Annotated in this window: 22 protein-coding genes; 14 read left to right on the forward strand and 8 right to left on the reverse strand. The window is 61.3% G+C overall.

Annotation, left to right across the window (positions count from 1 at the left end; genetic code table 11):
- Window position 1 precedes the first annotated feature (1 nt).
- From amaB to GXY01S_RS08955, 4 genes are all read left to right on the forward strand, one after another.
- A complete protein-coding gene (amaB, locus tag GXY01S_RS08940) occupies window positions 2–1513 on the forward strand; it encodes an L-piperidine-6-carboxylate dehydrogenase (RefSeq protein ID WP_061274269.1) in 1512 nt (503 codons plus the stop codon).
- Window positions 1514–1590: 77 nt separating this feature from the next.
- Window positions 1591–2967, forward strand: coding sequence for a 2-oxoadipate dioxygenase/decarboxylase HglS (gene hglS / locus GXY01S_RS08945; RefSeq protein WP_061274271.1), 1377 nt, complete (start codon window positions 1591–1593; stop codon window positions 2965–2967).
- Between the two features lie 230 nt (window positions 2968–3197).
- Complete coding sequence (locus tag GXY01S_RS08950) at window positions 3198–3785, forward strand: hypothetical protein (RefSeq protein ID WP_242501237.1); 588 nt, start codon at window positions 3198–3200, stop codon at window positions 3783–3785.
- Window positions 3782–4648, forward strand: a complete 867-nt coding sequence (locus GXY01S_RS08955) for a LysR substrate-binding domain-containing protein (protein WP_061274275.1) — start codon at window positions 3782–3784, stop codon at window positions 4646–4648. The genes GXY01S_RS08950 and GXY01S_RS08955 overlap by 4 nt, the downstream gene beginning before the upstream one ends.
- Window positions 4649–4715: 67 nt before the next feature.
- Here GXY01S_RS08955 and GXY01S_RS08960 read toward each other — a convergent pair whose 3' ends face one another.
- Complete coding sequence (locus GXY01S_RS08960) at window positions 4716–5054, reverse strand: hypothetical protein (protein WP_242501238.1); 339 nt, start codon at window positions 5052–5054, stop codon at window positions 4716–4718.
- Here GXY01S_RS08960 and GXY01S_RS17080 point away from each other — a divergent pair.
- Both GXY01S_RS17080 and GXY01S_RS08970 read left to right on the forward strand, forming a co-directional pair.
- Window positions 5053–5301: an aminoglycoside phosphotransferase/kinase family protein gene (locus GXY01S_RS17080; protein WP_242501239.1), complete on the forward strand. Its 249-nt coding sequence runs from the start codon at window positions 5053–5055 to the stop codon at window positions 5299–5301. The two genes, GXY01S_RS08960 and GXY01S_RS17080, sit on opposite strands and share 2 nt — an antisense overlap.
- Before the next feature lie 15 nt (window positions 5302–5316).
- Window positions 5317–6570: a M20 family metallo-hydrolase gene (locus GXY01S_RS08970; protein WP_174520939.1), complete on the forward strand. Its 1254-nt coding sequence runs from the start codon at window positions 5317–5319 to the stop codon at window positions 6568–6570.
- 197 nt (window positions 6571–6767) lie between these two features.
- Here the strand turns inward: GXY01S_RS08970 and GXY01S_RS08975 are convergent, their stop codons facing one another.
- From GXY01S_RS08975 to GXY01S_RS08985, 3 genes are all read right to left on the reverse strand, one after another.
- The gene (locus GXY01S_RS08975; protein ID WP_061274283.1) at window positions 6768–8252 is read right to left on the reverse strand and encodes an NCS1 family nucleobase:cation symporter-1; all 1485 of its coding nucleotides are present in this window, start codon (window positions 8250–8252) and stop codon (window positions 6768–6770) included.
- A gap of 88 nt (window positions 8253–8340) precedes the next feature.
- A complete protein-coding gene (locus GXY01S_RS08980; RefSeq protein WP_255210400.1) occupies window positions 8341–10722 on the reverse strand; it encodes a TonB-dependent receptor in 2382 nt (793 codons plus the stop codon).
- A gap of 246 nt (window positions 10723–10968) precedes the next feature.
- Window positions 10969–11742 (reverse strand): aspartate/glutamate racemase family protein, encoded by a 774-nt coding sequence (locus GXY01S_RS08985; protein ID WP_061274287.1) that lies wholly within the window; start codon window positions 11740–11742, stop codon window positions 10969–10971.
- A gap of 157 nt (window positions 11743–11899) precedes the next feature.
- Between GXY01S_RS08985 and GXY01S_RS08990 the strand changes: the two genes are divergently transcribed.
- From GXY01S_RS08990 to GXY01S_RS09000, 3 genes are all read left to right on the forward strand, one after another.
- Window positions 11900–12586, forward strand: coding sequence for a GntR family transcriptional regulator (locus GXY01S_RS08990; protein WP_061274289.1), 687 nt, complete (start codon window positions 11900–11902; stop codon window positions 12584–12586).
- 154 nt (window positions 12587–12740) lie between these two features.
- A complete protein-coding gene (locus tag GXY01S_RS08995; RefSeq protein ID WP_061274291.1) occupies window positions 12741–13277 on the forward strand; it encodes a MarR family winged helix-turn-helix transcriptional regulator in 537 nt (178 codons plus the stop codon).
- Window positions 13274–13678: an acyl-CoA thioesterase gene (locus tag GXY01S_RS09000; RefSeq protein WP_061274293.1), complete on the forward strand. Its 405-nt coding sequence runs from the start codon at window positions 13274–13276 to the stop codon at window positions 13676–13678. The genes GXY01S_RS08995 and GXY01S_RS09000 overlap by 4 nt, the downstream gene beginning before the upstream one ends.
- A gap of 14 nt (window positions 13679–13692) precedes the next feature.
- Here the strand turns inward: GXY01S_RS09000 and GXY01S_RS09005 are convergent, their stop codons facing one another.
- From GXY01S_RS09005 to GXY01S_RS09020, 4 genes are all read right to left on the reverse strand, one after another.
- Window positions 13693–14166, reverse strand: coding sequence for a MarR family winged helix-turn-helix transcriptional regulator (locus GXY01S_RS09005; RefSeq protein WP_061274295.1), 474 nt, complete (start codon window positions 14164–14166; stop codon window positions 13693–13695).
- An 83-nt stretch (window positions 14167–14249) separates the two neighbouring features.
- Window positions 14250–15422 carry a pyridoxal phosphate-dependent aminotransferase gene (locus tag GXY01S_RS09010; protein WP_061274297.1) on the reverse strand — a complete coding sequence of 391 codons (1173 nt, stop codon included), beginning with the start codon at window positions 15420–15422 and terminating at the stop codon, window positions 14250–14252.
- 49 nt (window positions 15423–15471) lie between these two features.
- Window positions 15472–16779, reverse strand: coding sequence for an NAD(P)/FAD-dependent oxidoreductase (locus GXY01S_RS09015; RefSeq protein ID WP_061274299.1), 1308 nt, complete (start codon window positions 16777–16779; stop codon window positions 15472–15474).
- Complete coding sequence (locus GXY01S_RS09020; protein WP_169797736.1) at window positions 16779–17267, reverse strand: DUF3830 family protein; 489 nt, start codon at window positions 17265–17267, stop codon at window positions 16779–16781. The genes GXY01S_RS09015 and GXY01S_RS09020 overlap by 1 nt, the downstream gene beginning before the upstream one ends.
- A 378-nt stretch (window positions 17268–17645) precedes the next feature.
- On the opposite strand from GXY01S_RS09020, the gene GXY01S_RS09025 reads away from it, so the two are divergent.
- The 5 genes from GXY01S_RS09025 to GXY01S_RS09045 all read left to right on the forward strand — a co-directional run bounded on the left by GXY01S_RS09025 (window position 17646) and on the right by GXY01S_RS09045 (window position 25529).
- Entirely contained in the window at window positions 17646–19808 is a 2163-nt protein-coding gene (locus GXY01S_RS09025) for an indolepyruvate ferredoxin oxidoreductase subunit alpha (RefSeq protein ID WP_061274302.1), read from the forward strand.
- A gap of 59 nt (window positions 19809–19867) precedes the next feature.
- The gene (locus GXY01S_RS09030) at window positions 19868–21394 is read left to right on the forward strand and encodes an indolepyruvate oxidoreductase subunit beta family protein (protein WP_061274305.1); all 1527 of its coding nucleotides are present in this window, start codon (window positions 19868–19870) and stop codon (window positions 21392–21394) included.
- Window position 21395: 1 nt separating this feature from the next.
- Entirely contained in the window at window positions 21396–22169 is a 774-nt protein-coding gene (locus GXY01S_RS09035; protein ID WP_061274308.1) for a cyclase family protein, read from the forward strand.
- 182 nt (window positions 22170–22351) lie between these two features.
- The gene (locus GXY01S_RS09040) at window positions 22352–24661 is read left to right on the forward strand and encodes an oxidoreductase (RefSeq protein WP_061274310.1); all 2310 of its coding nucleotides are present in this window, start codon (window positions 22352–22354) and stop codon (window positions 24659–24661) included.
- A 112-nt stretch (window positions 24662–24773) separates the two neighbouring features.
- A complete protein-coding gene (locus GXY01S_RS09045; RefSeq protein WP_061274313.1) occupies window positions 24774–25529 on the forward strand; it encodes an SDR family NAD(P)-dependent oxidoreductase in 756 nt (251 codons plus the stop codon).
- The last annotated feature ends 13 nt before the right edge of the window (window positions 25530–25542 follow it).

A 25542-nucleotide genomic window follows, 5' to 3' on the forward strand; every position in this document is an offset into this window, starting at 1 on the left:
TATGACCACAATCACCGCCGAGATACGGACACTCCTCGGGCAGGTCGGCGTGCCTGAAAGCGCCTGGACTGGCGGTAGCCTGAAAGTGCGCAGCCCCGTTACGGGCGAGACCATTGCCAGCGTGGTCACGGTCAGCCCCGAACAGACGGACGCCGTCATCGCAGCTTCCAGCAGCGCCTTTGCCCAATGGCGCACCGTGCCCGCCCCGCAGCGCGGCGAACTGGTGCGCCTCCTTGGCAATATCCTACGTGAATACAAGGAGCCGCTTGGCCGCCTGGTCTCGATCGAGGTGGGCAAGGTCTTGTCCGAAGGGCTGGGCGAAGTGCAGGAGATGATCGATATCTGCGATTTCGCGGTCGGCCTGTCCCGCCAGCTTTATGGCCTGACCATCCAGTCCGAGCGCCCCGACCACCGCCTGATGGAACAGTGGCACCCCATGGGGCCGGTTGGCATCATTTCCGCCTTCAACTTCCCGGTGGCGGTCTGGGCATGGAATGCGGCCCTTGCGCTGGTCTGCGGTGATTCCATCATCTGGAAGCCCTCTGAAAAGACGCCTCTGACCGCCCTTGCCACCCATGCGCTGTTCCTGCGTGCGGTCAAGGCGTATGGCGGCGTGCCCGAAGGGCTGGCCAGCCTGCTGATCGGTGATGCCGCGACGGGCCGCCAGATGGTTGATGATGCCCGCGTGCCGGTTATCTCGGCCACCGGCTCCACCCGCATGGGCCGTGCCGTGGGCGAGGCGGTGGCAAAGCGCTTTGGTCGCTCCATCCTGGAGCTTGGCGGCAACAATGCCTCCATCGTCACGCCTTCGGCCGATCTGGACATGACGCTGCGCGCGGTGGCCTTTGGCGCCATGGGCACGGCGGGCCAGCGCTGCACCACGCTGCGCCGCCTGATCGTGCACAAGGATGTCTATGACACGCTGGTGCCCAGGCTGAAGCAGGTTTACACGAATATCAGCGTTGGCTGCCCGCTGACCTCCGACGCACTGGTCGGCCCGCTGATTGATGGCAATGCCTTCAGCGCCATGGAGCGCAGCCTCGAGGCCGCCCGCAAGGCTGGCGGCACGGTGCATGGCGGTGGCCGGGTCGATGTAAATGGCGCGGCTTCCTTCTATGCCCGTCCCGCCCTGGTTGAAATGCCGCAGCAGGCTGGCCCGGTGCTGGAGGAAACTTTCGCGCCGATCCTGTACGTGCTGAAATACGACACGCTGGAAGAGGCGATTGCGCTGCAGAATGGCGTGGTGCAGGGCCTGTCTTCCTCCATTTTCAGCAATGACGTGCGCGAGGTGGAACGCTACCTGTCGGCCGCAGGCTCCGACTGTGGCATCGCCAATGTCAATATCGGACCCTCCGGTGCGGAAATCGGCGGGGCCTTTGGCGGCGAGAAGGAAACCGGCGGCGGGCGTGAATCCGGCTCGGATGCATGGAAAGGCTACATGCGCCGGCAGACGAACACCGTCAATTACGGCAGGACCCTGCCGCTGGCGCAGGGCGTCAAATTCGACGTCTGACACGACCCATGCCCCGCCCTTCAGCGTGAAGGGCGGGGCATGGGTGTCTGGACCCCATATTGCGACGGGAGCAGGGAATGAACCGGTTTGTAACGACAGATTCACTACGCGGCCTGTTTGCCGCTGGCATGTCGGACATGTACCGTCAGGAGGTGCCCCTTTACGGCACGCTTCTGGATATCGTGGCGCATGTCAATGCCACGGTCCTGCGCAACGATCCGGCGCTGGACCAGTCCCTTGCCGATGCGGGTGAACGCGCGCGCCTTGACCTTGAGCGGCATGGCGCGGTGCGCGTGGGCACGGCGGCCGAGCTTGCCCTGCTTGCCCGCATCTTCGCGGTGCTGGGCATGTATCCGGTTGGTTATTACGACCTTGCCGCCGCTGGCGTGCCGGTGCATTCGACCGCATTCCGCCCGGTGGATGAGGCGGCACTGCGCGCGTGCCCGTTTCGTATCTTTACGTCCCTGCTCAGGCTTGAACTGATTGAAGACCCTGCCCTGCGCGCACAGGCGCAAAAGGTTCTTGAGGGGCGCCGGATCATATCGGCGCGTGGACTGGCCCTGCTGGAAAATGCCGAGCGTAATGGCGGCGTGGCTGAAAGTGACGCGCCGGAATTCATAGCCGAGGTGCTGGCCATCTTCCGCTGGCACAGTGAGGCCATTGTCGATATCGAGACCTACCGCAGGATGCATGCGGCCCACCGGCTTGTGGCAGATGTCGCGGCCTTTCAGGGGCCGCATATCAACCACCTGACCCCGCGCGTGCTCGATATTGATGCAGCACAGGCCGAAATGCTGCGCCGGGGCATTGATGCGAAAGACTACATAGAAGGCCCGCCCCGCCGCATGGAGGCCATCCTGCTCCGGCAGACCAGTTTCAAGGCGCTGGAGGAGGTCATTTCCTTTCCTGATGGCGCCGCGATGCAGCGCGGCACCCATACGGCGCGCTTTGGCGAGATCGAACAGCGTGGCATGGCGCTGACGCCTGAAGGCCGCACCCTGTATGATGCCTGCCTGCACAAGGCACGCGCGGGTGAGCACCCCGCAGGCCACGACCATGACGCGCGCCTGCGGGATGCGTTCCGGGATTTTCCCGATGATCTGCAAGCGCTCCGGCAACAGCGGCTTGCCTATTTCCGCTATGCCCTGACCCAGAAAGGGAAAGCCGCCCGGCCCTTGGCCGCCGGCACGACACTGCCCGACTGGCTGGCGGCAGGATGGGTGCAGGCCATTCCGATTACGTATGAGGACTTTCTGCCCATCAGTGCCGCGGGCATCTTTCGCTCCAATCTTGGCAGCGCGAGCAGCCAGGGCTACGACAGCCAGGGATCGCGCGCCGAACTGGAGGCAGCGCTGGGCCGCAAGGTGATTGATCCATTCGAACTGTATGAAACCATACAGGAAAAATCCCTTGAAGGGCTTGCCGTGCATTTTGCGGCAATGCTTGTGCACTGACTGGCCCGCCTGCACCAGACCTGCTTCCTGCGCGCCACCCCTATCACCCCTGCTGCGCCCGTGGTCATTCCGAAATGTTATGACTTCATTATGAAACGTTGTTTGCAGGGGGAGCAGGGTATGCAATGTTGCAGTTTGACAACATGATGGTGCCCAGGACACGCTAGGTTTTCCGCCTGGTTGCCATTGGTCATGATCCTGTAAAGGGAAATGCTGAATTGCAGGGGCCGGTGGCAGTATCATCCAAACTCAAGCTGCGGCATATCTCGATGATCGCTTTGGGCGGCGCCATAGGCGGCGGCCTGTTTGTGGGGAGCAGTTCCGCCATGGCGGAGGCAGGTCCGGGCGCGCTTCTGGCCTTTGCTGCGACCGGGCTGTTTGTGATGGCGGTCATGACCATGCTGGGCGCGGAACTCGGCACGGTCGCGGCGGGGGATTCCGCCAGCCCCCAACAGCCGATTGCCCGCGTCACCTATAGTGTCGGCCTGCGCATCTGTTCCTTTTACCTGTGTTCGCTCCTGCTGATCCTGCTTGTCACGCCGTGGAAGGATGTCATGCCGGGGCATTCCCCCTTCCTGACCACGCTGGCGCGCATCGGGGTGCCGCATACGGTCATGATCATGCAGTGCGTGGTGCTGGTCATTGCGTTCAGTGCCGTCACGTTCCTTGCCGTGTGCAGCCGGGCGGACCAGCGCGCGACCGTGGTGTTCTGTTTCCTCACGGTCCTGTTTTTCCTGGCCATCTACGCCATCCGCAAACAGCCTTCATGCCGCCGTGCAAATGTGTGGCTACGTGATGAACAAAGGATCGGGTCATGACCTTCATACGCCGTTTCCTGCCTTCCATTACTTTCCTGTGCTCGTTCGAGGCATCGGCGCGGCATCTGAGCTTTACCGCCGCCGCGCGTGAACTGAACCTGACCCAGAGCGCCATCAGCCGCCACATCCGCATGCTCGAGGAACGGCTGGGCTCCCCCCTTTTCGTGCGCGACCGCCAGACCGTGAGGCTGACACGCGCGGGCGAATTATATGCTGTCGAGATCCGCAGCGCCCTTGCCCTCATATCGCAGGCAACGCTGGGGTTCCGGGCCTGCCCGAGCGGGCGCTCCATCAATGTCGGGATTGATGCAACACTCGGCGCACGCTGGCTGCTGCCAGCCCTGAAGGATTTTCATGTCCTGCACCCCGATGTGGACATCAACCTCATTTCTGACATGCGACAGGATAATATTGACGTCTCCATCCGCCTGCCAACGGATGACGACCACGAAATGGTGGTGCGTGAAATCCTGTCCGTGCCCATCATACCCGTATGCGCATCAACCCTGCTGGCCCGGTTCCGGGTAAAACAGGTGGAGGATATGGGGGAGGCGCCGCTGCTCCACTTCACGTCCCGACCGGATATGTGGGAACGCTGGTTTGAAAACCAGGGCTTTTACCCCGAAGCAGTCAACGGCACCCTGTTTGACCAGTATATGACCATTATTGGCGCGGCCATGAGCGGGATCGGGATTGCCCTGCTGCCCAAGGTTCTTGTTCTGGATGAACTTGAGAATGGAAGCCTGTCTGAAATAAAATGCAAGAAAAATATAACGGAAAATTATCATATCATTTACAAGGGAAATAGTGAAAAAAATGTTCTTATACGTGAGTTCTCCAGTTACCTTGAAAGTATGAATTAGCGCTCAGATGGCAGGAAGAAGCGGGGCGGGGCAATGCTTCTGCCTGCCAGCCCCGTTCTGGCCTTCGTTATCCTGCATCCGCCAGCGCAACTTCCAGTGCTGCGCCACCGTGTCGTTGAGGATATCCGCCTGCCTCGTGGATCGCGTCAACCGCAGGGGCCAGGAAACCGGCGGGATCAGAAAATATTCCATCGGAGGAGAAGATCGTATCCACCACCAGCAGGGCATCCGCATAATCTACAATGGTATCATGCAGGTAGCGTGTATGCGTGTTCAGCCGTTCCGTCTGGGCCACGATGGCGGCCATAATACGTGGATGGCAGTGCCCGGCGGGGACTACATTGTTATAGGCATCCAGAAAGCGGCGGCCATGCCCCCTGTCCCGATGCCAGGTGGAGCAGTTCATGGCCATCCTTTCCGGTTACTGCCAGACTATGGCGCTCACGCGGGTGGAACGGGCGTGCCTGCCTGCCATGATGGGCGCGCGGCTGGTCTTGTCGCTGAGCATCAGGTCATGGCGGGCCAGCCGCAATCCAGCCGACGGCCCATACATCACGCGCAACCAGTCAATCGCGTGGGCGGGGCTGGCCCGGCGCGACACCGTGCGCGACAGGATACTGACTTTCGCAGCCGCCAGCGGCACAGGAGCATGAAAAAAGATGAGCCAGATGCACAAGAACGCCAATATCACGATTGATGGCCCCCGCCTGAACGAGGACATTGCCTTCACGTCCCGTTTTGGCGCAACGCCACGCGGCGGGATTCGCCGGCTGGCCCTTTCGGCCGAGGACCGTCTTGTCCGTGACTGGCTGGCGGCCCAGGGTGCGGCCCTTGGCTGTTCCCTTACGGTCGACACAATGGGCAATCAGTTCCTGCGCCTGGAGGGGAGTGATCCGACCCTGCCGCCACTGATGATGGGTAGCCACCTCGACACCCAGCCCACGGGTGGCCGTTATGATGGCATTTATGGCGTGCTGGGGGGGCTGGCCGTATTGCGTGCCCTCCGGGCGGCGGGATACGTGCCGCGCCATTCAATCGAACTGGCCAACTGGACCAATGAGGAGGGGGCACGTTTCGCCCCGGCCATGACCGCATCGGGCGTTTTTAGCGGCGTTTTTACGCTTGAGAAGGCTTATGGCCTTGCCGACCGTGACGGGGTCCGTCTGGGTGATGCCCTGCTCGCGATTGGCTATAAAGGCGATGAACCCTGTGGCGCGCACCCGCTTGCCGCCTATTTCGAGTTGCATATCGAACAGGGACCGGTGCTGGAAAACGAGGGCAAAACCATTGGCGTCGTGACAGGCGTGCAGGGCATGCGGTGGTTTGACGTGACCCTGATCGGCCAGGAAGCCCATGCAGGCACCACCCCCATGGAACTGCGCCGCGACGCCCTGCTCGCGGCGGCCCGCCTGATGGTAATGGCGGCGGAGGTGGCGGCAGCGCACGGGCCGGATGCCAAGACAACCATCGGCATCATTGATGCAAGTCCGGGCAGTCGCAACGTGGTGCCGGGCGAAGTGCGCATGACGCTGGACCTGCGCCACCCCGATGATGCCGTGATTGACGCAATGGAATCCGATTTCCGCGCGCAGGCGGCCGCCATTGCGGGCAAGGCGGCCATTGAACTCTCAATCGAGGAGAGCTGGGGCTCGCCTTCCGTGCCGTTTGACCCCGCCTGTGTGAGCATGGTGCGCGATGCAGCCCGGAAGGCGGGACTGAGCCATCGCGACATCATTTCCGGCGCGGGGCATGATGCAGCCTATATGGCCCGGATATGCCCGACGGCAATGATCTTCATTCCCTGCCGTGACGGGCTGAGCCACAACGAGGCGGAATATGCCGCGCCTGATGATATCGTGGCGGGAGCAAACGTGCTGATGCGTGCGATCATGGCGGCAGATGAACATTTTGACGCTGCCTGAGGGACTGCTTGAAAACAACTCATTGATAAAAAACAATAAAAGTTTTTTGGCGCCGCCTTTTTTCAAAAAAGCGGCGTTCTTTGAAGCTTTAAAAAAGCTTCACCAAAAACTTTCTTATGATTGCTGGATGTTTCCTGAGCTAACTTTTTAAAACAGTCTCCAGGTCAGGGGCGAGATATGTGCAGGCTGCGCTCCTGTCAGGGCGGCGCGGTGCTGGCACGCCCTGATTTCATCAGGGCAAGGTAACACGCCCCTCCCGTCAGGCACCCGATAAACCACGCAAATTCAGACAGGGCCGAGAACGCAGGCACGAACACGCTCGCGCTCCCCGCCGCCACCGCAACGAGCAGGGCGAGTACAGCCGCCGGGTTGACCCCGTTGCGGTACCAGTAACGGCCCTGCACGCTGGTGGTATAGAGTGCCGCGACATCAACCTTGCTGCGGCGCACGATATAGTAGTCACAGACAAGAATGCCAAATAACGGGCCGATGAACGTTGCCAGCACATCCAGTGTCAGATGCATGACCTGTGGGTTGCCATACAGTTTCCATGGCATGATGACGATGGAGCCAGCCGCCGCAATCATGCCGCCCCCGCGCAGGCTGATATGCCGGGGCGAAAGGTTGGAAAAATCAAACGAGGCCGAGACGAAATTGGCCACGATATTGATGCCCGCCGTCGCAATGATGAATGTCAGCATACCGAATATGACCGCTGTCAGGCTGTCGATATGCGCGACCGTTTCCACCGGATCGATCATGACATGGCCAAAAGCGGGTGCGGTCAGGGCAATGGTGCAGATTGTCAGGGCCGAAAACCCGATGAAATTGAACGGCAGCCCCCAGAAATTGCCGCGCCGGATATCCGCCGCACTGCGCCCGTAGCGGGCAAAATCACCAAAATTGAGCATGGGGCCGGAAAAATAGGACACGACAAGTGCTACGGCATTCACGCTGGCCCATACCAGTGCGCGCCCATGCAACGGGGCGCCAGCCCCGGTAATCCGCAAGGAAAAATGATGCCACCCCACATGGTGGAGCAGATACAGGTCCAGCGCGATCATGATGGCGTATACGGCAGGGCCTGCAAGTTCGATAAACCGGCGGATTGTTTCGATACCCCGCCAGAAAATGGCGGCCTGCACCAGCCATAACAGGGCAAATGCGCCCCACCCCACAACGGAAAGCCCCAGCATGCCGTGCAGCCTGACCTCGGCCCAGGGTGCCAGGCCGGGAGCAAGGCGCAGGGTCAGCACCACCAGCGCGTTTGATGCCAGCCATGTCTGTATGCCGTACCAGCATACGGCGATCACGCCGCGGATCAGCGCGGGAATATTGGCGCCGAGCACGCCAAAGGACATGCGGCATATAACCGGAAACGGCGTGCCCGTGCGCTGGCTGGGCACCGCTACAAGGTTGCACAGGGCATTTACAATCAGTACGCCCGCCAGCAGGGCGGCAAAAACCAGCCCCGAAGGCAGGCCGAGTGTAAAGAGGTTGCCAGCCGTGACATAGCCGCCAACGCTATGCACATCCGACATCCAGAAAGACAGGTAGTCGTACCAGTTCCAGTCCTGCTTTGCCGCAGGGAGCAGGTCGCTATTGCGCAACCTGTCATCCTGCGTGCCGGGCTGCGTGGCTGGAGAAGATGGAACCGCTTCCGGTCGTGCCTGCATGTTCATACACCGCTCTCCCGCAGGCCACTATGCCCGGGTGTCGGGGGCGTGTGAAGGTCAAGCCCGCTTACGTATTCCATTGCATGATGCCCGCTCAGAAACCGGCCCGGAAGGTGACCACGGCGGAGAAACGCCCCAGTGTATTGTAGGTGGGCGCCGTGCCCTGGATCTTGCCGATGGTGGTATTGGTCAGGCTGACGCTGTTGATGGCGGAATAGGCATGGGTATCGATCATGTTGTTGACCCACAGCATGACTTCCGGGCTTTTGAGAAAGCTCAGCCCGCGACCCACCAGACTGTTGCGCGGCAGGCGCGCGCCCACTGTTGCATTCATGGTGTACAGCGACGGCAGTGCTTCCTGGTTCATGAAGGTTGAATACTGTTTGGAGAAGTAGTTCAGACCATAATTCCAGAAGAAGATGCCGTTATCCCAGTCCAGGCCAAGCGAAGCCGCCCATGTGGGCGTATCAACGGCCATCTTGCCCTTGGTGGCCAGCCCCTGGATATTGTTGTCGATGGTTGAGTGCAGGTATTGCATGGATGCGTAGGGGCGGAAATGATGGATGGGGCGCGTGCCGATTTCCGCGTCAAACCCGTTGGTCGTCTGGTTGCCCGCGTCAATCACCTGCCCGATGGCCTCGTTGCCGAGGAACATGGAGGTGGAAACCTGATGATGCGACAGGTTGTAATGGAAGTAGGTAAAGGAGCCGATGATGTATTTGCCGGTGTAGCGCATACCGACTTCTTCGGTAATATTATATTCATCATGGATGTGGGTCTGGCCCTGATTGGCGATCTGCCCGGTATTGGGGTTGATGGTGGTGATCATGGCGCTGTCAGGCGGTGCCTTGGCGCCGGTCGAGACCCCGCCGAATATCTGCACGTATTTGTTGAGCTGAAAATGCCCGCCAAGCGTGGGTAGCGGCATGAACTCGTTGGCGCTGACCTTGCGCTGCAGGCCGGGAATGTTGTCGGTGCCGTCACGGTGGATCATGGTCACGCGCATGCCGCCATCAAGCACCAGCCGCCCGTTGAGCAACGTGACCGTATCGCCTGCATAGATGCCATTGACGGTGGAAATGTCGCTGTAGTTCTGGGAATAGAAAACCTGCCCGTTGCCCAGTCGCAGCGAGTTGCGCGCCCGCCCCCATGATGTTGCCGGGTCGCCCCCGCTGCTTACTCCGGTATAGCCGACGAGATTGGTCGAATTGTCATAATCGAACCAGTAGCCCAGATAGATATGGTGATTGCCGACCTTGTAGCTCAGCTTGGCGTTCACGCCGCCACGCATTTCATTGAGGCTGCTGTACTGCTCGGCTACGGCAGAGGATTGGCCCGCCTGCTGGCCGGGAATGACAATGGATTGCGGGCTGCCGCCATAGCCATTGTACACCTGGTCGTTGAGTTCAAAGCCGGAGCCATAAACCTTCTGGTTGGCCGCGACATAAGGCGTAACATCCAGCCCGAGCCGCCCGAAGTTGAAGTGCGATGGGGCGGCGATGTTGAAGGTCTTGGAATGAAGCCAGTTCAGCTTCCAGTAATCGGTGCCGCCAGCGGCATCATTGAGGTTGTAGGAACCGGCGAGTTCGTTCTTCAGCCCCTTCTGCTTCCAGCTGGCCATGGTCATGTCCCAGTAGGGCTCGTTGCCGATAATGCCGCGTGTAAAGCCACCGACCAGCGACACGCGGTTGCCATCGCCCCATTCCTTGAGGATCTTGAAGTCGATATGCTTGAAGTCTTCCTGGCCGGGGCCGTGATAGAACGTGTCATGCTGGTTGGAGAACGAGATGTAGGAGCGGATGCCCGTCTTGCCCCATTCGCCCGTATCCACGCGCAGGAACTGGCGGGTATAGTCGCGGTTGCCCACGCCCACATCGCCCAGCCCGCCGAATTTCTTTGAGGGATCGCGGGTCTTGAACTCGAACATGCCGCCCGAGCCGTTGATGGCGGGCGTATCGAGGTTGGATGAGCCGGGCTGCACGGAAACGCTGCCGATATTCTCGCTATCGGTCACCCATGCCACGTCAAGGTTGTAGCCACCGATACTGCTCAGCGGCATGCCTTCCCATACATTGGCAATCTGGTCCTGCGTCAGGCCACGCATGCTCAGGGCGGATTTTTCGTGGCCGGCAGGGTCGGTATTGGCAACCACGATGCCCGGCAGCAGCTTGACGGCGTTATAGGCGTTCTGCGCGGGTGACTGCTTCATGATGTAGTCGGGGGTGACGGTGCTGCGGGCCTTGGGCGCGGTCTGTTTCTGGATCAGGCCGCCACCGGGGGCGCGCCCGGTCACGCCATCGGCTGAATGGACAACACTGGCCCCCACCCGGATCTGCTCGGCCCCGCCCGTGGCCTTTACACCCTGTGGCTGCACGGTGGCGCGATGGGCGTCGTGCGCATGCGCGTCGTGGGCCGGGACCGTGCGGGCCAGGGCCGCCCCGCGCGGCGCACCGAGCACCAGCGCGGTTGTCAGCACCAGAAAAAACCGGTGACCCGGTGCCTGAACAGAAAAACGGAGCAGCGGCACGGCTTGCCTGGGGGGATACGATCCGGTCGGGCTTTTTCCGTCAAGGTACATTGCCGGTGTCCTTATTCTTTATCCCGCCCGGCAGGCCAGGATCACGACATGGAATGATACTTGAGAGAAACATCTCTCATTACGGTTATAGGATAATATCGGTTTAAAATATGTGTCAACGCATATTGTTTACAAAAATGGATTTCAATCCTGGCAGGCACGTACGGCCGCGCCAGAGGCCAGATAACGGCGCAGTTCGGCGGACAGGCCCACCGTTTCCATGCTCTGCCACGGGTGTTGCGGCAGCACGGGCTGCCGCAGCAGGTTAAGGACTTCGTGCAGGCTTTCGTGCAGGGAACACAGGACCGGGGCGGTTACGTCTGGCGCAATCCGCGCGGCAAAGCCTGCCAGCCCCGCACCGCCGAGCACCACGCGGGCAGCACCATCCTCCTGCACCGCGTCATTGCACGCACGCGTAATTTCGCGGCAGGCGGCAGCCCCGCCCTGCGCCAGCACATTGCCCGCCGCGGGCAGGATGCGGATGGATGCCAGCCGCGCGCTCAGCCCCATGGCCTGCACCAGATTGACGAGCATGGGCTTCCATTCCGGGCCGCCGGTCACGATGGAGAAGCGCCCCGGCAGCCGTGCCGCCCGTATGAGGGAAGCCTGCGCCATGCCGGTGACCGGCACCGGGCAAAGGCTGGCCAGCGCCTCGCGCCCCGGGTCGCCAAAACAGGCCACGAGTACTGCGTCAAACGGGCCGCGCGCGCAGGCCAGCGCATCGAGCGCCGCATGGCCTGCAATGGTTACGGAAACGCGGTTGGTCAGGTAGCGCGCCCCGAACCGGGCCGTGACCGCCTCAATCGCGACAGCACCGGCAAACTGGGCTTCGGCATAGGTCACCATGCGTTGCGTCATGTCGGTATCGGTATTGGGATTGATAAGCAGCAGGCGCGACACGGGCAGGCATCCAATCATGATTCAAGGGGGCCATGGCAGTGGCCTCTGTCAGTCAGTATGATTTGGGAACGTATTTCGTCAACCATTATTGTTTACAATATCAAGCCCCTTGACGGAAACGCCAGACTGCCCCAACAGAAATGCGTTTCAGCAAAAGGGGAGGGGAAGCACGGCCATGGGATCATCTGCCAAGGAAGAAGCGCGCATCGCTGATGCCTTGTGCAAGGCGGTCCTCGAACGCAAGCTGGCACCGGGTAGCAAGCTGCCCGAGGAAGAGCTTGCCCAGATATTTCGCTCCAACCGCGCCAAGATCCGCCGGGTGCTGCTGCTGCTGTCGCGCTCGCACATCGTCACGCTGGAACCGGGGCGCGGGGCCTTTGTCAGCCGCCCCTCCCCGCAGGAAGCGCGTGACGTGCTGGCCAGCCGCCGGCTGATCGAGGTCAGCCTGCTCGCACGTCCCTACCGCCAGCTTTCCGCGCAGGGGGCGGAGCGACTGCGCCGGATCATGATGCAGGAAGCCCAGGCACATGCGGCGCATGACGCGATTGCCATGATCTATCTTTCCGGCCAGTTTCACCTGACCCTGATCGAGGAACTTGGTAACAAAGTGCTGAAAAGCATTACCGGCGAACTGATCCTGCGCATGTCGCTCATCATCACCATGTATGAGCGACAGAACACGACATGCTGCCTGTCTTCCGATCATCACGATCTGCTGGAGTTGCTTGGGGCACATGATTATGCCGAAGCCTCCGCCCTTATGGCGCGGCATCTGGAAGGGATTGAAAGCTGCCTCGATTTCCACCGCGAGCCAGCCACCACGACCATACTGAGCCAGATCCTCCAGCCCCTGAAGGATTGAGCATCGGTTTCATATAAATAAACCGATGATATATTCATTTATTGATTAAATATCGTTACGCAGCTCGTATTGCCATAAGGTTGTTCAATCCTGTAATGGTTTTGGCCTAAGGTATTTCCCCGTGGCAGACCATATGCAAAGCATGGAATGAATAATGTCGGAGCAATCAACACTTGCTGACCCGTGGGCTGAGTATGCCGATGGCACGACAAGGCCGGTGGGCAGGATGCAACTGCGTGTCTGGCTCCGAATGCTTTCATGCACCCATCTGATCGAACGATGTGTCCGCAAGCTGTTACGTCGGAAATTCGATACGACCCTGCCCCGCTTTGATGTCCTGGCCCAGCTTGATGCCAGCAACGGCATGCTGTCCATGGGGGACCTGTCCAAGCGGTTGATGGTCACGACCGGAAATGTGACCGGGCTGATCGACCTTATGGAGCAGGAAGAGCTTGTCGAGCGTCTGCCTCATCCTTCTGACCGTCGTATCACGCTTGTCCAGATAACCGCGCGGGGCGAGCAGCTCTGTGCCGCGGCATTGCCTGCGCATCAGGAATGGATACAGACCTTTTTGCAGGACCTGACGGAAGAGGAGCTACGGCAATTGTATGGCCTGCTGAGCAAGGCAAAGGTCGCGATCTCCACCCGTGAGGCGCAACTCGCCAAAACCCGGGCGAAGAGCCGCCGATGACCAGGCACGACGCCCCCGCAGATGCCATACCACAGGGCACGCTGGCATTGCGCACCCTTAGCATGCCGGCAGACCTCAATGGCGCGGGCACGATCTTTGGCGGCTGGCTCATGGGCTGCCTTGACCAGGCCGCGGGGCTTGCCGCCGCAACGCGTTCCGGTGGCAATGTCGCGACGGTTGCCGTCAAGGAGCTGCTGTTCCTCCATCCACTCCATGCGCATCAGGATGTCAGGATTTACGCCGACCTGCTGAAAACAGGACGCACCTCGATGCATTTCCGCCTCGAGGTCTGGGCTGGTGATCTGGGTGCGACGCCGCAGGTTCTGGCTGCCCATGCCACCTTTGTCATGGTGGCGCTTGATGCGGAGGGCAGGCCGCGCCCTCTGGCCATAACGGCCTGAGGGCGGCTGGCATGTCATTCAAGGCCGAGTTTGTTCAGGTTATCGATGATCTGCCGCAATGTAAGGACGAATTGCTGAAGCTGTTCCTGGCCCAGCCCGGCCATGGCGCGTGCGGTCTGGCGCGAAACCACGGGAGTAAGCCGGTCCAGCAGGGCGCGGCCTGCGGGAGTCAGGGCCACAACGGTCACGCGATTGTCTTCGTGTAAAAGCGTTGTGGTTACAAGGTGCATCTGGGCCATGCGTTCAACCAGGCGGCTGACCGTATTGCGTTTTATCAACGCCTGCTGCGCCAGCCATGAAATGCTGGCCTCTTCGCGCTCGCGCAGTACTGTCAGCAGGCGATAGATGTTTTTACTGACCCCGTTCTTGACAAGAACAGCCTCGACATCTTCGTGATATTGAAAGTCCGCATGCGCAATCAGGTAAAAAGGCGAGTTGAACAGATTGAAATCATGCGCGGCGGGATCGAGTATGACATGTTTGCTCACGGTTTGCCCTGTGTTCGGTTCATGAAGCCCGGTCGAGCATATCGGTTAAACGGCATGGCGTCACGCTGACGCCACGCATTGCATCAGGGCTGGAGGGTGTTGAAAAAATGCTGCATGCGCGTGAGCGCGACTTCAAGGCGTTCCGCGCTTTCCGCCCCAAAGCAGATGCGCAGGTGCCCTTCTCCGGCCGCGCCATAAAAGCTGCCTGCCTCAACCACCACGCCTTCGCGTTCAAGCAGGGCATCGGCAAGGGCCTGGGCGGTCTGCCCGGTGCCTGAAATGTCGGGGAACGCGTATATGGCCCCCTGGGGCAGGGCGCATGTTACGCCGGGGCACTGGTTGAGCACCGCGACAACCCTGTCGCGGCGGCGCCTGTCTTCCGCGAGCATGGAGCGCAGTGGCCCCTCATCGCCCGTTACCGCCGCAAGGCCACCATACTGGATGAAAGTGTTCACATGGGTCACTTCATTGGCCGTGACGGTCATCATGCCCGCGATGAGGTCCGCTGGTGCGCAGGCATAACCGAGGCGCCATCCATCCATTGCATACGCCTTGGTGAAGGCGGACAGGGTGATCGTGCGCCCGGCCATGCCGGGAAGGGAGGCAATGCTGATATGCTGCGCATCATCAAAGATGATGTGCTCGTAGACTTCATCGGAAATGACCAGCAGGTCATGGCGGATCGCCAGCATGGAAAGGGCGGAGAGTTCCGCATGGCTGTAGACCCGCCCGGTCGGGTTGCAGGGATTGACCACAATGATCGCCCTGGTGCGCGGCGTAATGTGGGGTTCGATCAGCGTTGGGTTGAGGGCATAGCCCGCAGCGCGATCAAGCGGCGCGCGCACCACCACGCCGCCCGCGAGTTCGATCTTGCCGATATGCTGGGGGTAGAAAGGCTCGAGCAGGATGACTTCGTCGCCCGGATTGATGGTTGCGAACAGCGCCGCGAAGGAAGCCTGCGTGAGGCCGTTCGTGATCAGGATCTGCTCGGGCGTGGTCGGGATGTTGTTTTGCGTGCGCAGTTTGTCGGCCAGTGCCGTGCGCAGTTCGGCATTGCCGCGCAGGTCACTGTAATGGACATGCCCCGCCCGTAGTGCCGCCACCACGGCTTCCTTGATGTGGGTGGGGGTGTCATGCACCGGCTGGCCCAGTTCCAGATGGATCAGGTCACGATCGCCCCCGCATGCAAGGGCTTTGGCAAACATGCCATAGTTTTTGGGAGAGGATTCGGTGATGCGTCTGGCCAGTCGGCTCATGATCGGTTCCATCAGGTCGGGGGAGGGGAAGGCAGGGACAGTGGCGCGCTCAGGCGCTTTTTGCCCCGGTCATCTGTTTCAGCCGGGCCGTCAGCCGGGCGGCCCCCATTATGAGGCGGGGAATGTGCCGCGCCAGTGCAAAGCCGGGAATGGCGGGCGGCCGCCCGGTGGGCAGGCGGGGCCGGTCGCGCCCCCCGCTCAGGATCCACGCCGCCGCGTCATGCCCGGCAAGCGTGTTGATGGCGAGCCCCCGTCCGTTACAGGCCTGGATGGCCAGCAGGCCTTCATCAAGGATGGGCATGCGCGCAATACAGTCGCTGCGCAGCCAGGCCGTGCCGGTCCAGGCAGAGGCCAGCGGCGTGTATTCCCAGCCCGGAATGGCCTTTTCCAGGCGCGTATTGATCGTGCGCTCGATCTGTGACCAGTCAAGGTGATCGGGGGCGGGGGCTGCGGTAATCAGGTGGCCATGCGTATCAAACCTTATGGAAAAAACATCCGTGGCAAGGTCGGTCAGGGCATGGCGCTGTGGCAGGATGTGCTGCTGCAGGTGTGCCGCGAGGGGGGCGGTTGCGACCTCCAGCACGGGCAGCGGCAGCACGGAATGGCGCAGGGCGCGGTGCAGCATCGGGTTGCCGCCATTCGCGGCCAGGATGACATTGCGGGCCCGGGCCCGGGCCATGCCGCTGGCAAAACTTACCTGCCACCGGAGCGCGCCTTGCCCCTCCTGGCGCGTGACGGCGGTGACCTGTGTGCCGTTATGGATGCGGCCGCCATGCTTGATGATGCGTCGCGCCAGTTCATCGGCATAGGCGGCGGGGTCAAGCGCGCCGCCGCTGGCATCGAGAACGGCCCCCGCATAGCCGCTGCACCCTGAAAGAAATGCGGTTTGCGCTTTATCGAGCAGCGAAACATCCTGCCGCCACGGGCGCCAGCTTTCCACCACGGCGCGTTCACGCTGCCCGGTGCCAAAAAAGGGCGCAAGGAAGCCATTGGGCATGAGGTCACAGCGCAGTTCCTCATCCTGGATCAGCGCGCGCGTTTCGCGGGCGGAGGCGGCAATGGCGCCGATCAGGCGCTGGCCTTCTTCGCGGCCAAGGCGTTTGATCAGGCTGTCGGGCGTGTTGCGCACCGGCTGGCCTGCAATGATGCCGGCGCTTGCGCGGGTGGCCAGCCCCATGGCTGTCCCGGCATTGAGCACGATGACATCCTGCCCGCTGCGGGCCAGATGGAGCGCGGTGGAAAGCCCGGCGATACCGCCGCCGACCACCACGGTCTCGGCCTCATGCATGCCGGCTGCCGGGGGCAGGTCGGGCAGGGGCCTGCCCTGCCACAGGGGCCTTTGCGCTGAAGGCTGCATCAGGGCTGGCTCATTGCTTCAAATGTAAGGCTGCAACTGCCATTTTTGCGAATCGTGGCGCATCCGGCCTGAAGGGCGGCCAGATCTTCGGGCACGACATGGGCGCAGACCGATCCCTGTATCCAGCCCATCGGCATGAGCATGCGGCTGCCCGCGCCATAAAAAATGCCGATATCAAAGAAATCGGCCGGGGGCATGCCTTTCCATGTGCCTTTCGGGGCGAAGACGGTGGCGATCTCTCCCATTGCGGGGAAGCTGGTGGCATTTTCCAGGGGCAGGTCGCGTGCCGTTGCACCGGGCAGGGCATCTCCTACAACAAGGCAGGAAATTTCCGGCCCGGTCCACATGGCATGAATGGCGTTATGCCTGTCTCCCTGTCGGGCGATCTGCCACAGCATGTCCGCGTGGCGCGGGGCCTCATGGTCAAGCAGCGCAAAGCGCGCGGCCAGCCCGGACTGTTCTTCACGGATCATGATGAAACGGGTCATGCAGATATTCATCCCTTCAATCTGGCCTGGATAAATTATAACCATAATCACGTGATGTCGATCCCATATGAATCATTTCATGATGGAATGGCCGCAAGGTAGCCCACGTTGGATCATTTTTTCCTTTTTTATAAATAATTAGGCGCATGATGCGGAGCGGAAAAAATATTCTTCCGTTTTTACTCTTGCGGACGGGCGGATAACATGTCGTTAATTGCATGCGAAGTAGACGGGGAAGCGGGCAGGGCAGTCGCCTTGGCCATGCCCGGTTCATGTATCATTAAGAACAAGAAACGATTTGCGCGGCAGATGCGCCCATGGTGGCGCGCGACAGGCTGACAGCCGTCATGTGGCGGATGAAAAACGGGAGCACGATGCATGGCGGAGCGATCATTTGCGCATGAGGTGAAGCAACTGCGCATTGGTGCGGGGGAAGTCTTCCGCGGGGAGGGTATCCTTGCCATTACCAAGGCGCTGTTGCAGTCGGGCGTGGGGTATGTGGCAGGGTATCAGGGCGCGCCCATTTCGCACCTGATGGATGTACTGGCCGATGCCCAGGACCTGCTTGCCGAACTCGACGTGCATTTCGAATCAAGTGCAAGCGAGGCGAGCGCGGCGGCCACGCTTGCGGCTTCGGTCATGTACCCCATCCGCGGCGCGGTGACATGGAAATCAACCGCGGGCACCAATGTCGCCTCCGATGCGCTTGCCAATCTGTCATCTGGTGGTGTCAAGGGCGGCGCGCTCATCATCATCGGTGAGGATTATGGCGAAGGTTCCTCCATCATGCAGGAGCGTTCGCATGCCTTTGCCATGAAGTCGCAGATGTGGCTTCTTGATCCGCGCCCCTCACTGCCCTGTATCGTGGACATGGTTGAAAAGGGCTTCCAGCTTTCCGAGGCATCGAACACGCCCGTGATGTTGCAGGTCCGGATCAGGAGCTGCCACATGCATGGCAGTTTCGTGGCCCGGGAAAACCGCCGTCCCGCCATGACACTGAACGAGGCGAGCCTTGCGCCCCGGCGCGATCCCGCGCGTATTGTCCTGCCACCCGCCGCCTACCGGCAGGAGCACGAAAAGCTTGAGCAGCGCTGGCCTGCCGCCGTGGCCTATGTCAAGGCCGCCGGACTCAATGAATTCCTCGGGGCGACGGAGGGCGATGTCGGGCTGATCGTGCTGGGGGGGCTGTACAATAATACCCTGCGGGCCTTGATGCGCCTTGGTCTGGCCGACCTTTATGGGGAGAGCGTCCTGCCCCTGTATGTCATGAATGTCGCCTATCCGGTAATCGATGATGAGGTGCTGGAGTTCTGCCGTGACAAGAAAAGCGTGCTGGTGATCGAGGAAGGTCAGCCGGATTATATTGAACAGGCGATTGGCAGGCTGCTGCACAGGCACGTGCCCGGATGCATGCTGCATGGCAAGGACATGCTGCCCAAAGGCGGGGAATACACGGTCGAGACCCTGACCGAAGGGTTGCGTGGCCTGATCGCATGCGCGGCGCCCGACCTGATCGACAATGCCGCGCGGGCCCCCAACGAGATGGCGATTACGGACGAGCCGAAGATAGCGGCCCTGGCCAGAACCGTGCCAGCGCGCCCCGCCGGGTTTTGCACCGGCTGCCCGGAGCGGCCCATTTTTGCTGCCATGAAACTCGTGGAGGGGGAACTCGGGCCGCATCACATCGCATCGGATATCGGCTGCCACCTCTTTTCCATCCTGCCCCCGTTCAATCTTGGCGCGACCACGATGGGCTATGGGCTGGCACCTGCTTCGGCCTCGGCCTTCAACGGCTTGGGCAGCGGCAAGCCCCGCAAGCGAACGATTGCGGTCATGGGCGATGGCGGGTTCTGGCATAACGGGCTGACAAGCGGCATCGGCAATGCCGTGTTCAACAAAAGTGATGATGTCATCGTTATCGTAGACAATTATTACTCTGCCGCCACGGGTGGGCAGGATATTCCCTCATCACGTTCCTCTCCCCCCACGCGCTCGACCCATCATCCCATCTCCCGCGCCATTGAAGGGGTTGGCGTGGAATGGGTGCGTGAGGTGGACCATACCTATGATGTCACGCGCATGCGCGACGTGCTGCGTGAGGCGCTGACCACCCGCAAGGCGGGGCCGAAGGTGATTGTCGCCTCATCGGAATGCATGCTCAACCGGCAGCGGCGCGAGAAACCCCTGCGGCGCAAGGCGCTCGGCGCGGGCCAGCGTGTGGTCAACCAGCGCTTCGGGGTGGATGAGGAGATCTGCACGGGAGATCATGAATGCATCCGCCTTTCCGGCTGCCCGTCGCTTTCGGTCAGGCCATCAGCCGATCCGCTGAAGGAAGACCCGGTGGCCAGCATCGACCAGAGTTGCGTGGCCTGCGGCAATTGCGGCGAGGTGGCGGATGCAGCCGTGCTGTGCCCTTCCTTCTACCGCGCCGATACGGTGGTCAATGCGGGCTGGCGGGAGCGGTGGCGTCAACGCCTGCGCACCCGCGCCGTGGGCGTGCTGCAACGCTGGCGCGAAAGTCGGCGGCCGGTCCTGGGCTGAAGGTCTGAAGGCAGTCCTTTCGCTATATTTTTCATGTCTTTCCGGGCCAGAAGAAACTGATGAAACCTGAAAAGAAACCAATTTCAATAGCCGTCTGCGCCATGGGGGGGCAGGGTGGCGGGGTGCTGGTCAGTTGGATCGTGACCCTGGCGGAACAGTGTGGCTGGGTCGTGCAGTCCACCTCGGTGCCCGGCGTGGCGCAAAGAACCGGCGCCACCATCTATTACATCGAGATGGTGCCGCCCGATCCTGCCGGTCGCACCCCTATCCTGGCACTCATGCCCACGCCGGGCGAGGTTGATATCGTCATCGGCGCGGAACTGATGGAAGGTGGCCGCGCCATGCTGCGTGGGCTGGTTACGCCCGAGCGCACCACGCTGATTGTTTCAACCCACCGCAGCTATGCGGTGGAGGAGCGGATCAGCCCCGGTGACGGGCGGATTGATCCGGCCGCCGTGCATGAGGCGGCGGCCATCGCCGCCCGCTCTGTCATTGCCTTTGACATGGAGGCCGTGGCGCAGCAGGCCAAGAGTGTCATTTCAGCCGTCATGTTTGGGGCGTTGGCCGCAAGTGCTGCCCTGCCATTTCCCCTTTCCGCCTTTCATGATGCCATCCGGCGCGGCGGCATCGGCGTAAAGGCCAGCATCAGGGCGTTTGATCTGGGTGCCGCCCGCGCCACGCAACCCGTGGCGCAACAGCCGGTCCCTGCTTCGCCCTCTCCTGTGCCGGGCCTGCAACAGCTTACGGGTCATACGGGTTTTGATGCGCTCCTGAGCCGTGCGGCGGCCCTGCCTGGCGCGGCGCACGGCATGGTGGATGCGGGGCTGCGTCGGGTCGCGGATTTTCAGGACCTGGCGTATGCGGAGGTCTATCTCGCGCTGGTGGAGGAATTTGCCGCTACGGGGCACGAGGCGCTGAGCATCGAGGCGGCGCGCCATATCGCCAACGCCATGGCTTATGATGACATCATCAAGGTGGCGGACCTCAAGATACGGCGCACCCGTTTCGCACGTATCGCGGGCGAGATGGGGGCGCGGGGCGGCCAGCCGCTTGCCATTACCGAATTCATGCACCCGCGTGCGGAGGAAGTGCAGGCCATCCTGCCTTATGGCCTCGGCCTGTTTTTGGAAAAAACCGGGCTGGGCAGGCGCCTGCTGGCACCTTTTGTCAAAACCGGCTGGCGGGTGCGCACGGACCGCCTGCGCTGGTTCATGCTCCTGTTCCTCACGGCTGAACTCTACCGTCTTCGCCCTGGTTCGCTGCGCCACAGGCGCGAGATGCGCCATCGGGATGAATGGCTTGCCCTCGTGCGCGCGGCATGGCGGCTGGATGCGAATTTTGCCGTCGAGGTATTACGCTGCCGACGGCTGGTAAAGGGCTATAGCGATACGCATGCCCGCGGCCTGTCGAAATTCGATCAGGTGATGAAAGCCGTGCGCAAACTGCTCGGGCACGGGGTCAGTGGTGCAAAAGCAGCGACATGGACCCGTTTCCTCAGGGATGCGGCGCTGGAGGATGCGCAGGGCAAGGCATTGGAACAGGCCCTGGCCCGCTTTGAACGCGGTGCCATGGTGGAAGGGAACTGAGATGTCACTGTTAACGGAACTGGTACGGGGCCTGCTGGACGGCGAGGTTGCGGTCGTGGATCTGACCCATACGCTGAGTGAGGATTTTCCCACCCTGGTGCTGCCCGAGCCTTTTGGTCAGACGGCGGCGTTTTCGAGCGAAGTCATCTCGCGCTATGATGAAAAAGGCGTGGCCTGGTACTGGCGCAACTTTACCGTAGGCGAACATACCGGCACGCATTTTGATGCGCCAGCCCACTGGATCAGCGGCAGGGACGTGCCTGACAACACGGTTGATACCATGCCCCCGCGCGATTTTATTGCGCCAGTCTGCGTTATTGACTGCGTTGCTCCTGCCGCGGCTGATCCCGATTTTCTTCTCACGCCGCACCATATCGAACAGTGGGAAAGCGCGCATGGCTGCATTCCGCCGCGCAGTTGGGTCTTCATGCGTACCGACTGGGGGCTGCGCAGCCGCGATGATTACACGAACCGGCGCGCGGATGGGGCCCATACGCCCGGTCCTTCGGCCGAGGCCGTGCGTTTCCTGATCGAGGAGCGGGATATTTTTGGCTTTGGTACCGAAACCATCGGCACGGATTGCGGCCAGGCCCATCTGCTCGAGCCGGCCTATCCTGCCCATACGCTGCTGCATGGCGCGGGCCGGTATGGCCTGCAATGCCTGACGGGCCTCAATCAGTTGCCTGCGACCGGTGCGCTGGTGATCGCCGCTCCGCTCAAGCTCATGGACGGTTCGGGCAGTCCGCTGCGCGTGCTCGCCCTCGTGCCGCGCTAGAGCAGATCCCGTTTGAATGGACACATTCGAACGGGTGAAGATGCTCGATAAACAATGAGTTAGAAAAATTATACTGAGCCAGAGTTCAGTGGAATTGCCCTGGGCGCGCGGGCATCCATCATACCAGCCCCGACCTGCGCAGGCCCGCCGGGGGGCACAACATCAAATAAAGGAGTGTCCGGGTGGACATTGTTTCAATAGGCGGTGGGCCAGCGGGACTGTACGCGGCCATTCTGCTCAAGCGTGACTTGCCCGATGCGCGCGTGCGCGTGTTCGAGCAGAACGCACCAGCCGACACATTCGGCTTTGGCGTTGTGTTCAGTGACCAGACGCTGGATGTGTTCGCGGGAGCCGACCAGATCTCGTACGATATGATTCGCGCTGCGTTTTCCTATTGGGATGATCTGGATATCGCGGTGCGCAATCATGTCTTTCGCGTGCCGGGCAATGGTTTTTGTGGCTGTTCACGCCGCACGCTGTTGCAGGTCCTCTATCACCGGGCGGAAGCGCTGGGGGTTGAACTCCATTTCGGGGCGGCGGTCATGCCTGCGCAGTTTCCCGATGCCGACCTGATCCTTGCTGCCGATGGCATCAACAGCCGCGTGCGGCAGCACGATGCCGCGCATTTTGCCCCTGCGATCGACCTGCGTTCAAACCGTTTTGTCTGGCTTGGCAGCACGCGTGCGCTCGATGCGTTCACCTTCTTTTTCCGCGAATGCGAAGAGGGGCTGTTTATTGCGCATTGCTACCAGTATGAGACCGAACGCAGTACCTGGGTCATTGAAATCGACGAAGAGACATTTGCCCGCTGTGGTTTCGAGGCCATGGCAGAGGCGGATTACGTGGCTTATCTGGAGCGTGTCTTCAGCGAGGAACTGGCCGGGCATCCGCTTATTGCCAATCGCTCGATATGGCGCAGGTTCCCTGCCATCCGCTGCGCGAAGTGGCATAAGGACAATGTGGTCCTGCTTGGTGATGCCAAGTCGACCGCGCATTTTTCCATCGGGTCAGGCACCAAGCTGGCCATGGAGGATGCGATTGCCCTGCATGGTGCCATTATGTCCACCGACAGCATATCCGCGGCTCTCGCGCTGTACGAAACGCAACGGCGCGGCGAAGTGGAGCGCCTGCAGCACGCGGCGGAAGTTTCGCTGACATGGTTCGAGCACCTCCACCGCTACTGGCCGATGAGTGAAACCCGCTTTGCGTTCTCGCTCATGACACGCTCGAAAGCCATCACATGGGATGACCTGACCCTGCGCGCGCCCGCTTTCATCGCGCAGGTGCAGCAGGATTTCGAGCGCGACTGCGCCCGCAGGGGCGATGCGGTGCGGCCCGGAGTAGTGCCTGCCTTCCAGCCTTTCCGGTTGCGTGACATGACACTGGCAAACCGGGTGGTCGTCTCGCCCATGTCCACCTACCGAGCACGGGAGGGTGTGCCGTCCGAGTGGCATCTGGTGCATTATGGCGCCATGGCCCGAGGGGGGGCTGGCCTGATCTATACCGAGATGACCGATGTCAGTGACGATGGCCGCATTACGCCCGGCTGTGCGGGCCTGTATACGGATGAGCAGGTGCATGCCTGGCGCCGCATCGTTGATTTCGTGCATGCGGAAGGGGAAAGCCGCGTGTGCCTGCAACTTGGTCACGCAGGGCGCAAGGGCGCCACGCGCGTGATGTGGGAAGGCATGGACGAACCCCTTGCGGAAGGGGGGTGGGAACTCCTCGCGGCCTCGGCGCTGCCCTATCACCCTCACAGCACGGTGCCCCGCGCCATGACGCGTGATGATATGGACCGGGTGAAAGCGGATTTCGTGGCGGCGACCCGGCGGGCGGTCGGGTGCGGGTTCGACATGATCGAACTGCATTGCGCCCACGGCTACCTGCTGGCCAGTTTTCTTTCGCCACTGACCAACACACGCATGGATGACTATGGCGGCAATGTTGAAAACCGCCTGCGCTACCCGCTTGAAGTCTTCCGGGCCATGCGGGCCGTCTGGCCTGCTGATCGTCCCATGGCGGTGCGTCTTTCCGCGACCGACTGGCAGGAAGGTGGCATCACGATGGAGGAGGTCGTGTATATCGCCCGCGCCTTTGGCCAGGCGGGGTGCGATCTGATCGATGTTTCAACCGGGCAGACAACACCATCTGCCAGACCTGTATTCGGCCGGATGTTCCAGGTACCGTTTGCCGAGCAGATCCGCGCCGAGACCGGGCTTGCGGTCATGTGTGTGGGCAATATTTCAAGCGTGGACCAGGCCAATACCATTCTGGCCGCAGGCCGTGCCGATCTGGTGGCTTTCGGGCGCCCCATGCTGGTTGATCCCGCGCTGATCCTGCGGGCAGCAGCGCGCTACGGCGCTCCCATGCCGGCGTTGCCGCCTGGTGCCCGGCCGGGACTGAATGCAATGACCCGCACCGAAAACCGCCGGTTTGCCGATGAGCAGGCCCTGCGTGTCAAGGCCCGCCCCCGCAGGCATGCCATGGAGTGAATGACACGCCCCAGGCGGGAAAAGCGGTTGCAACAAGCCTGTGCGCCATTATATCTTATGCATAAGATATATGCTGGCGTGCTTCATAAGAAACAATAAGGATAAGCTTTTGATGCGTACACGGCATGTTCTGGTTAGCGGTGGATCGCGTGGCATAGGCCGCGCCGTTGCCCGGCACATGATACGGACCGGCGAGACCGTGACCGTTACGGGACGTGATGCCGCAACACTGCAGGAAGTCGTACAGGCGGGTGACGCCCATCATTACGTGGTGTGCGATGTCACGGATGATCACGCGGTCGTAACAGCCTGTAAAAAGGCAGTCAGCCAGGCAGGTCCTGTTGATGTGCTTGTCAATAATGCGGGCGGTTCCTCAAGCGGGCGTTTTGGCACAATGGCGGTTCGTGATTTTGTCGATGCGTTTCAACTGAATGTGCTCGGGGCGGTCCGGTTGTGCCAGTCTGTGCTGCCGGGCATGGTTGAGCGTGGGAAAGGGCGTATTGTCAACGTCGCCTCCACCGCTGCCCTGCGGGGCTATGAATATGTGGCGCCTTATGTCACGGCCAAGCATGCGCTGCTTGGATTGACGCGCTCGCTCGCGCTGGAATATGCCCGCTCGGGCATAACGGTCAACGCGGTATGCCCGGGCTTTACCGATAGTGACCTCGTCAGCGCCAGCATTGCCCGTGCCGCAGGTAAAAGCGGGCGCCCTGCTGAGGATATCCGTGCAGAATTCGCCCGCTTCAACCCGCGCGGATGCCTCAATACCACGGAGGAAGTGGCAATTGCGGTGGCTTTCCTGTGTAGTATCGGCGCGAGTGCGGTCAATGGCGTAGCGCTGCCGGTTGCGGGTGGCGAGGTGGGATAGGCCCTTGATGCGC

It is taken from the genome of Komagataeibacter xylinus NBRC 15237 (assembly GCF_001571345.1).
In the GTDB taxonomy this organism is placed as follows: Bacteria; Pseudomonadota; Alphaproteobacteria; order Acetobacterales; family Acetobacteraceae; genus Komagataeibacter; species Komagataeibacter xylinus.

Bases quoted from the DNA above. Each gene is read 5' to 3' on its own strand.
- GXY01S_RS08985 (WP_061274287.1), bottom strand. From the start codon at position 11,742: ATGATTGGATGCCTGCCCGTGTCGCGCCTGCTGCTTATCAATCCCAAT.
- GXY01S_RS09030 (WP_061274305.1), top strand. From the start codon at position 19,868: ATGAAACCTGAAAAGAAACCAATTTCAATAGCCGTCTGCGCCATGGGG.
- GXY01S_RS08990 (WP_061274289.1), top strand. From the start codon at position 11,900: ATGGGATCATCTGCCAAGGAAGAAGCGCGCATCGCTGATGCCTTGTGC.
- amaB (WP_061274269.1), top strand. From the start codon at position 2: ATGACCACAATCACCGCCGAGATACGGACACTCCTCGGGCAGGTCGGC.
- GXY01S_RS17080 (WP_242501239.1), top strand. From the start codon at position 5,053: ATGGCCATCCTTTCCGGTTACTGCCAGACTATGGCGCTCACGCGGGTG.
- GXY01S_RS09000 (WP_061274293.1), top strand. From the start codon at position 13,274: ATGACCAGGCACGACGCCCCCGCAGATGCCATACCACAGGGCACGCTG.
- GXY01S_RS08975 (WP_061274283.1), bottom strand. From the start codon at position 8,252: ATGAACATGCAGGCACGACCGGAAGCGGTTCCATCTTCTCCAGCCACG.
- GXY01S_RS09035 (WP_061274308.1), top strand. From the start codon at position 21,396: ATGTCACTGTTAACGGAACTGGTACGGGGCCTGCTGGACGGCGAGGTT.
- hglS (WP_061274271.1), top strand. From the start codon at position 1,591: ATGAACCGGTTTGTAACGACAGATTCACTACGCGGCCTGTTTGCCGCT.
- GXY01S_RS08970 (WP_174520939.1), top strand. From the start codon at position 5,317: ATGCACAAGAACGCCAATATCACGATTGATGGCCCCCGCCTGAACGAG.
- GXY01S_RS08960 (WP_242501238.1), bottom strand. From the start codon at position 5,054: ATGAACTGCTCCACCTGGCATCGGGACAGGGGGCATGGCCGCCGCTTT.
- GXY01S_RS09045 (WP_061274313.1), top strand. From the start codon at position 24,774: ATGCGTACACGGCATGTTCTGGTTAGCGGTGGATCGCGTGGCATAGGC.
- GXY01S_RS09010 (WP_061274297.1), bottom strand. From the start codon at position 15,422: ATGAGCCGACTGGCCAGACGCATCACCGAATCCTCTCCCAAAAACTAT.
- GXY01S_RS09020 (WP_169797736.1), bottom strand. From the start codon at position 17,267: ATGACCCGTTTCATCATGATCCGTGAAGAACAGTCCGGGCTGGCCGCG.
- GXY01S_RS09025 (WP_061274302.1), top strand. From the start codon at position 17,646: ATGGCGGAGCGATCATTTGCGCATGAGGTGAAGCAACTGCGCATTGGT.
- GXY01S_RS08995 (WP_061274291.1), top strand. From the start codon at position 12,741: ATGTCGGAGCAATCAACACTTGCTGACCCGTGGGCTGAGTATGCCGAT.
- GXY01S_RS09015 (WP_061274299.1), bottom strand. From the start codon at position 16,779: ATGCAGCCTTCAGCGCAAAGGCCCCTGTGGCAGGGCAGGCCCCTGCCC.
- GXY01S_RS08955 (WP_061274275.1), top strand. From the start codon at position 3,782: ATGACCTTCATACGCCGTTTCCTGCCTTCCATTACTTTCCTGTGCTCG.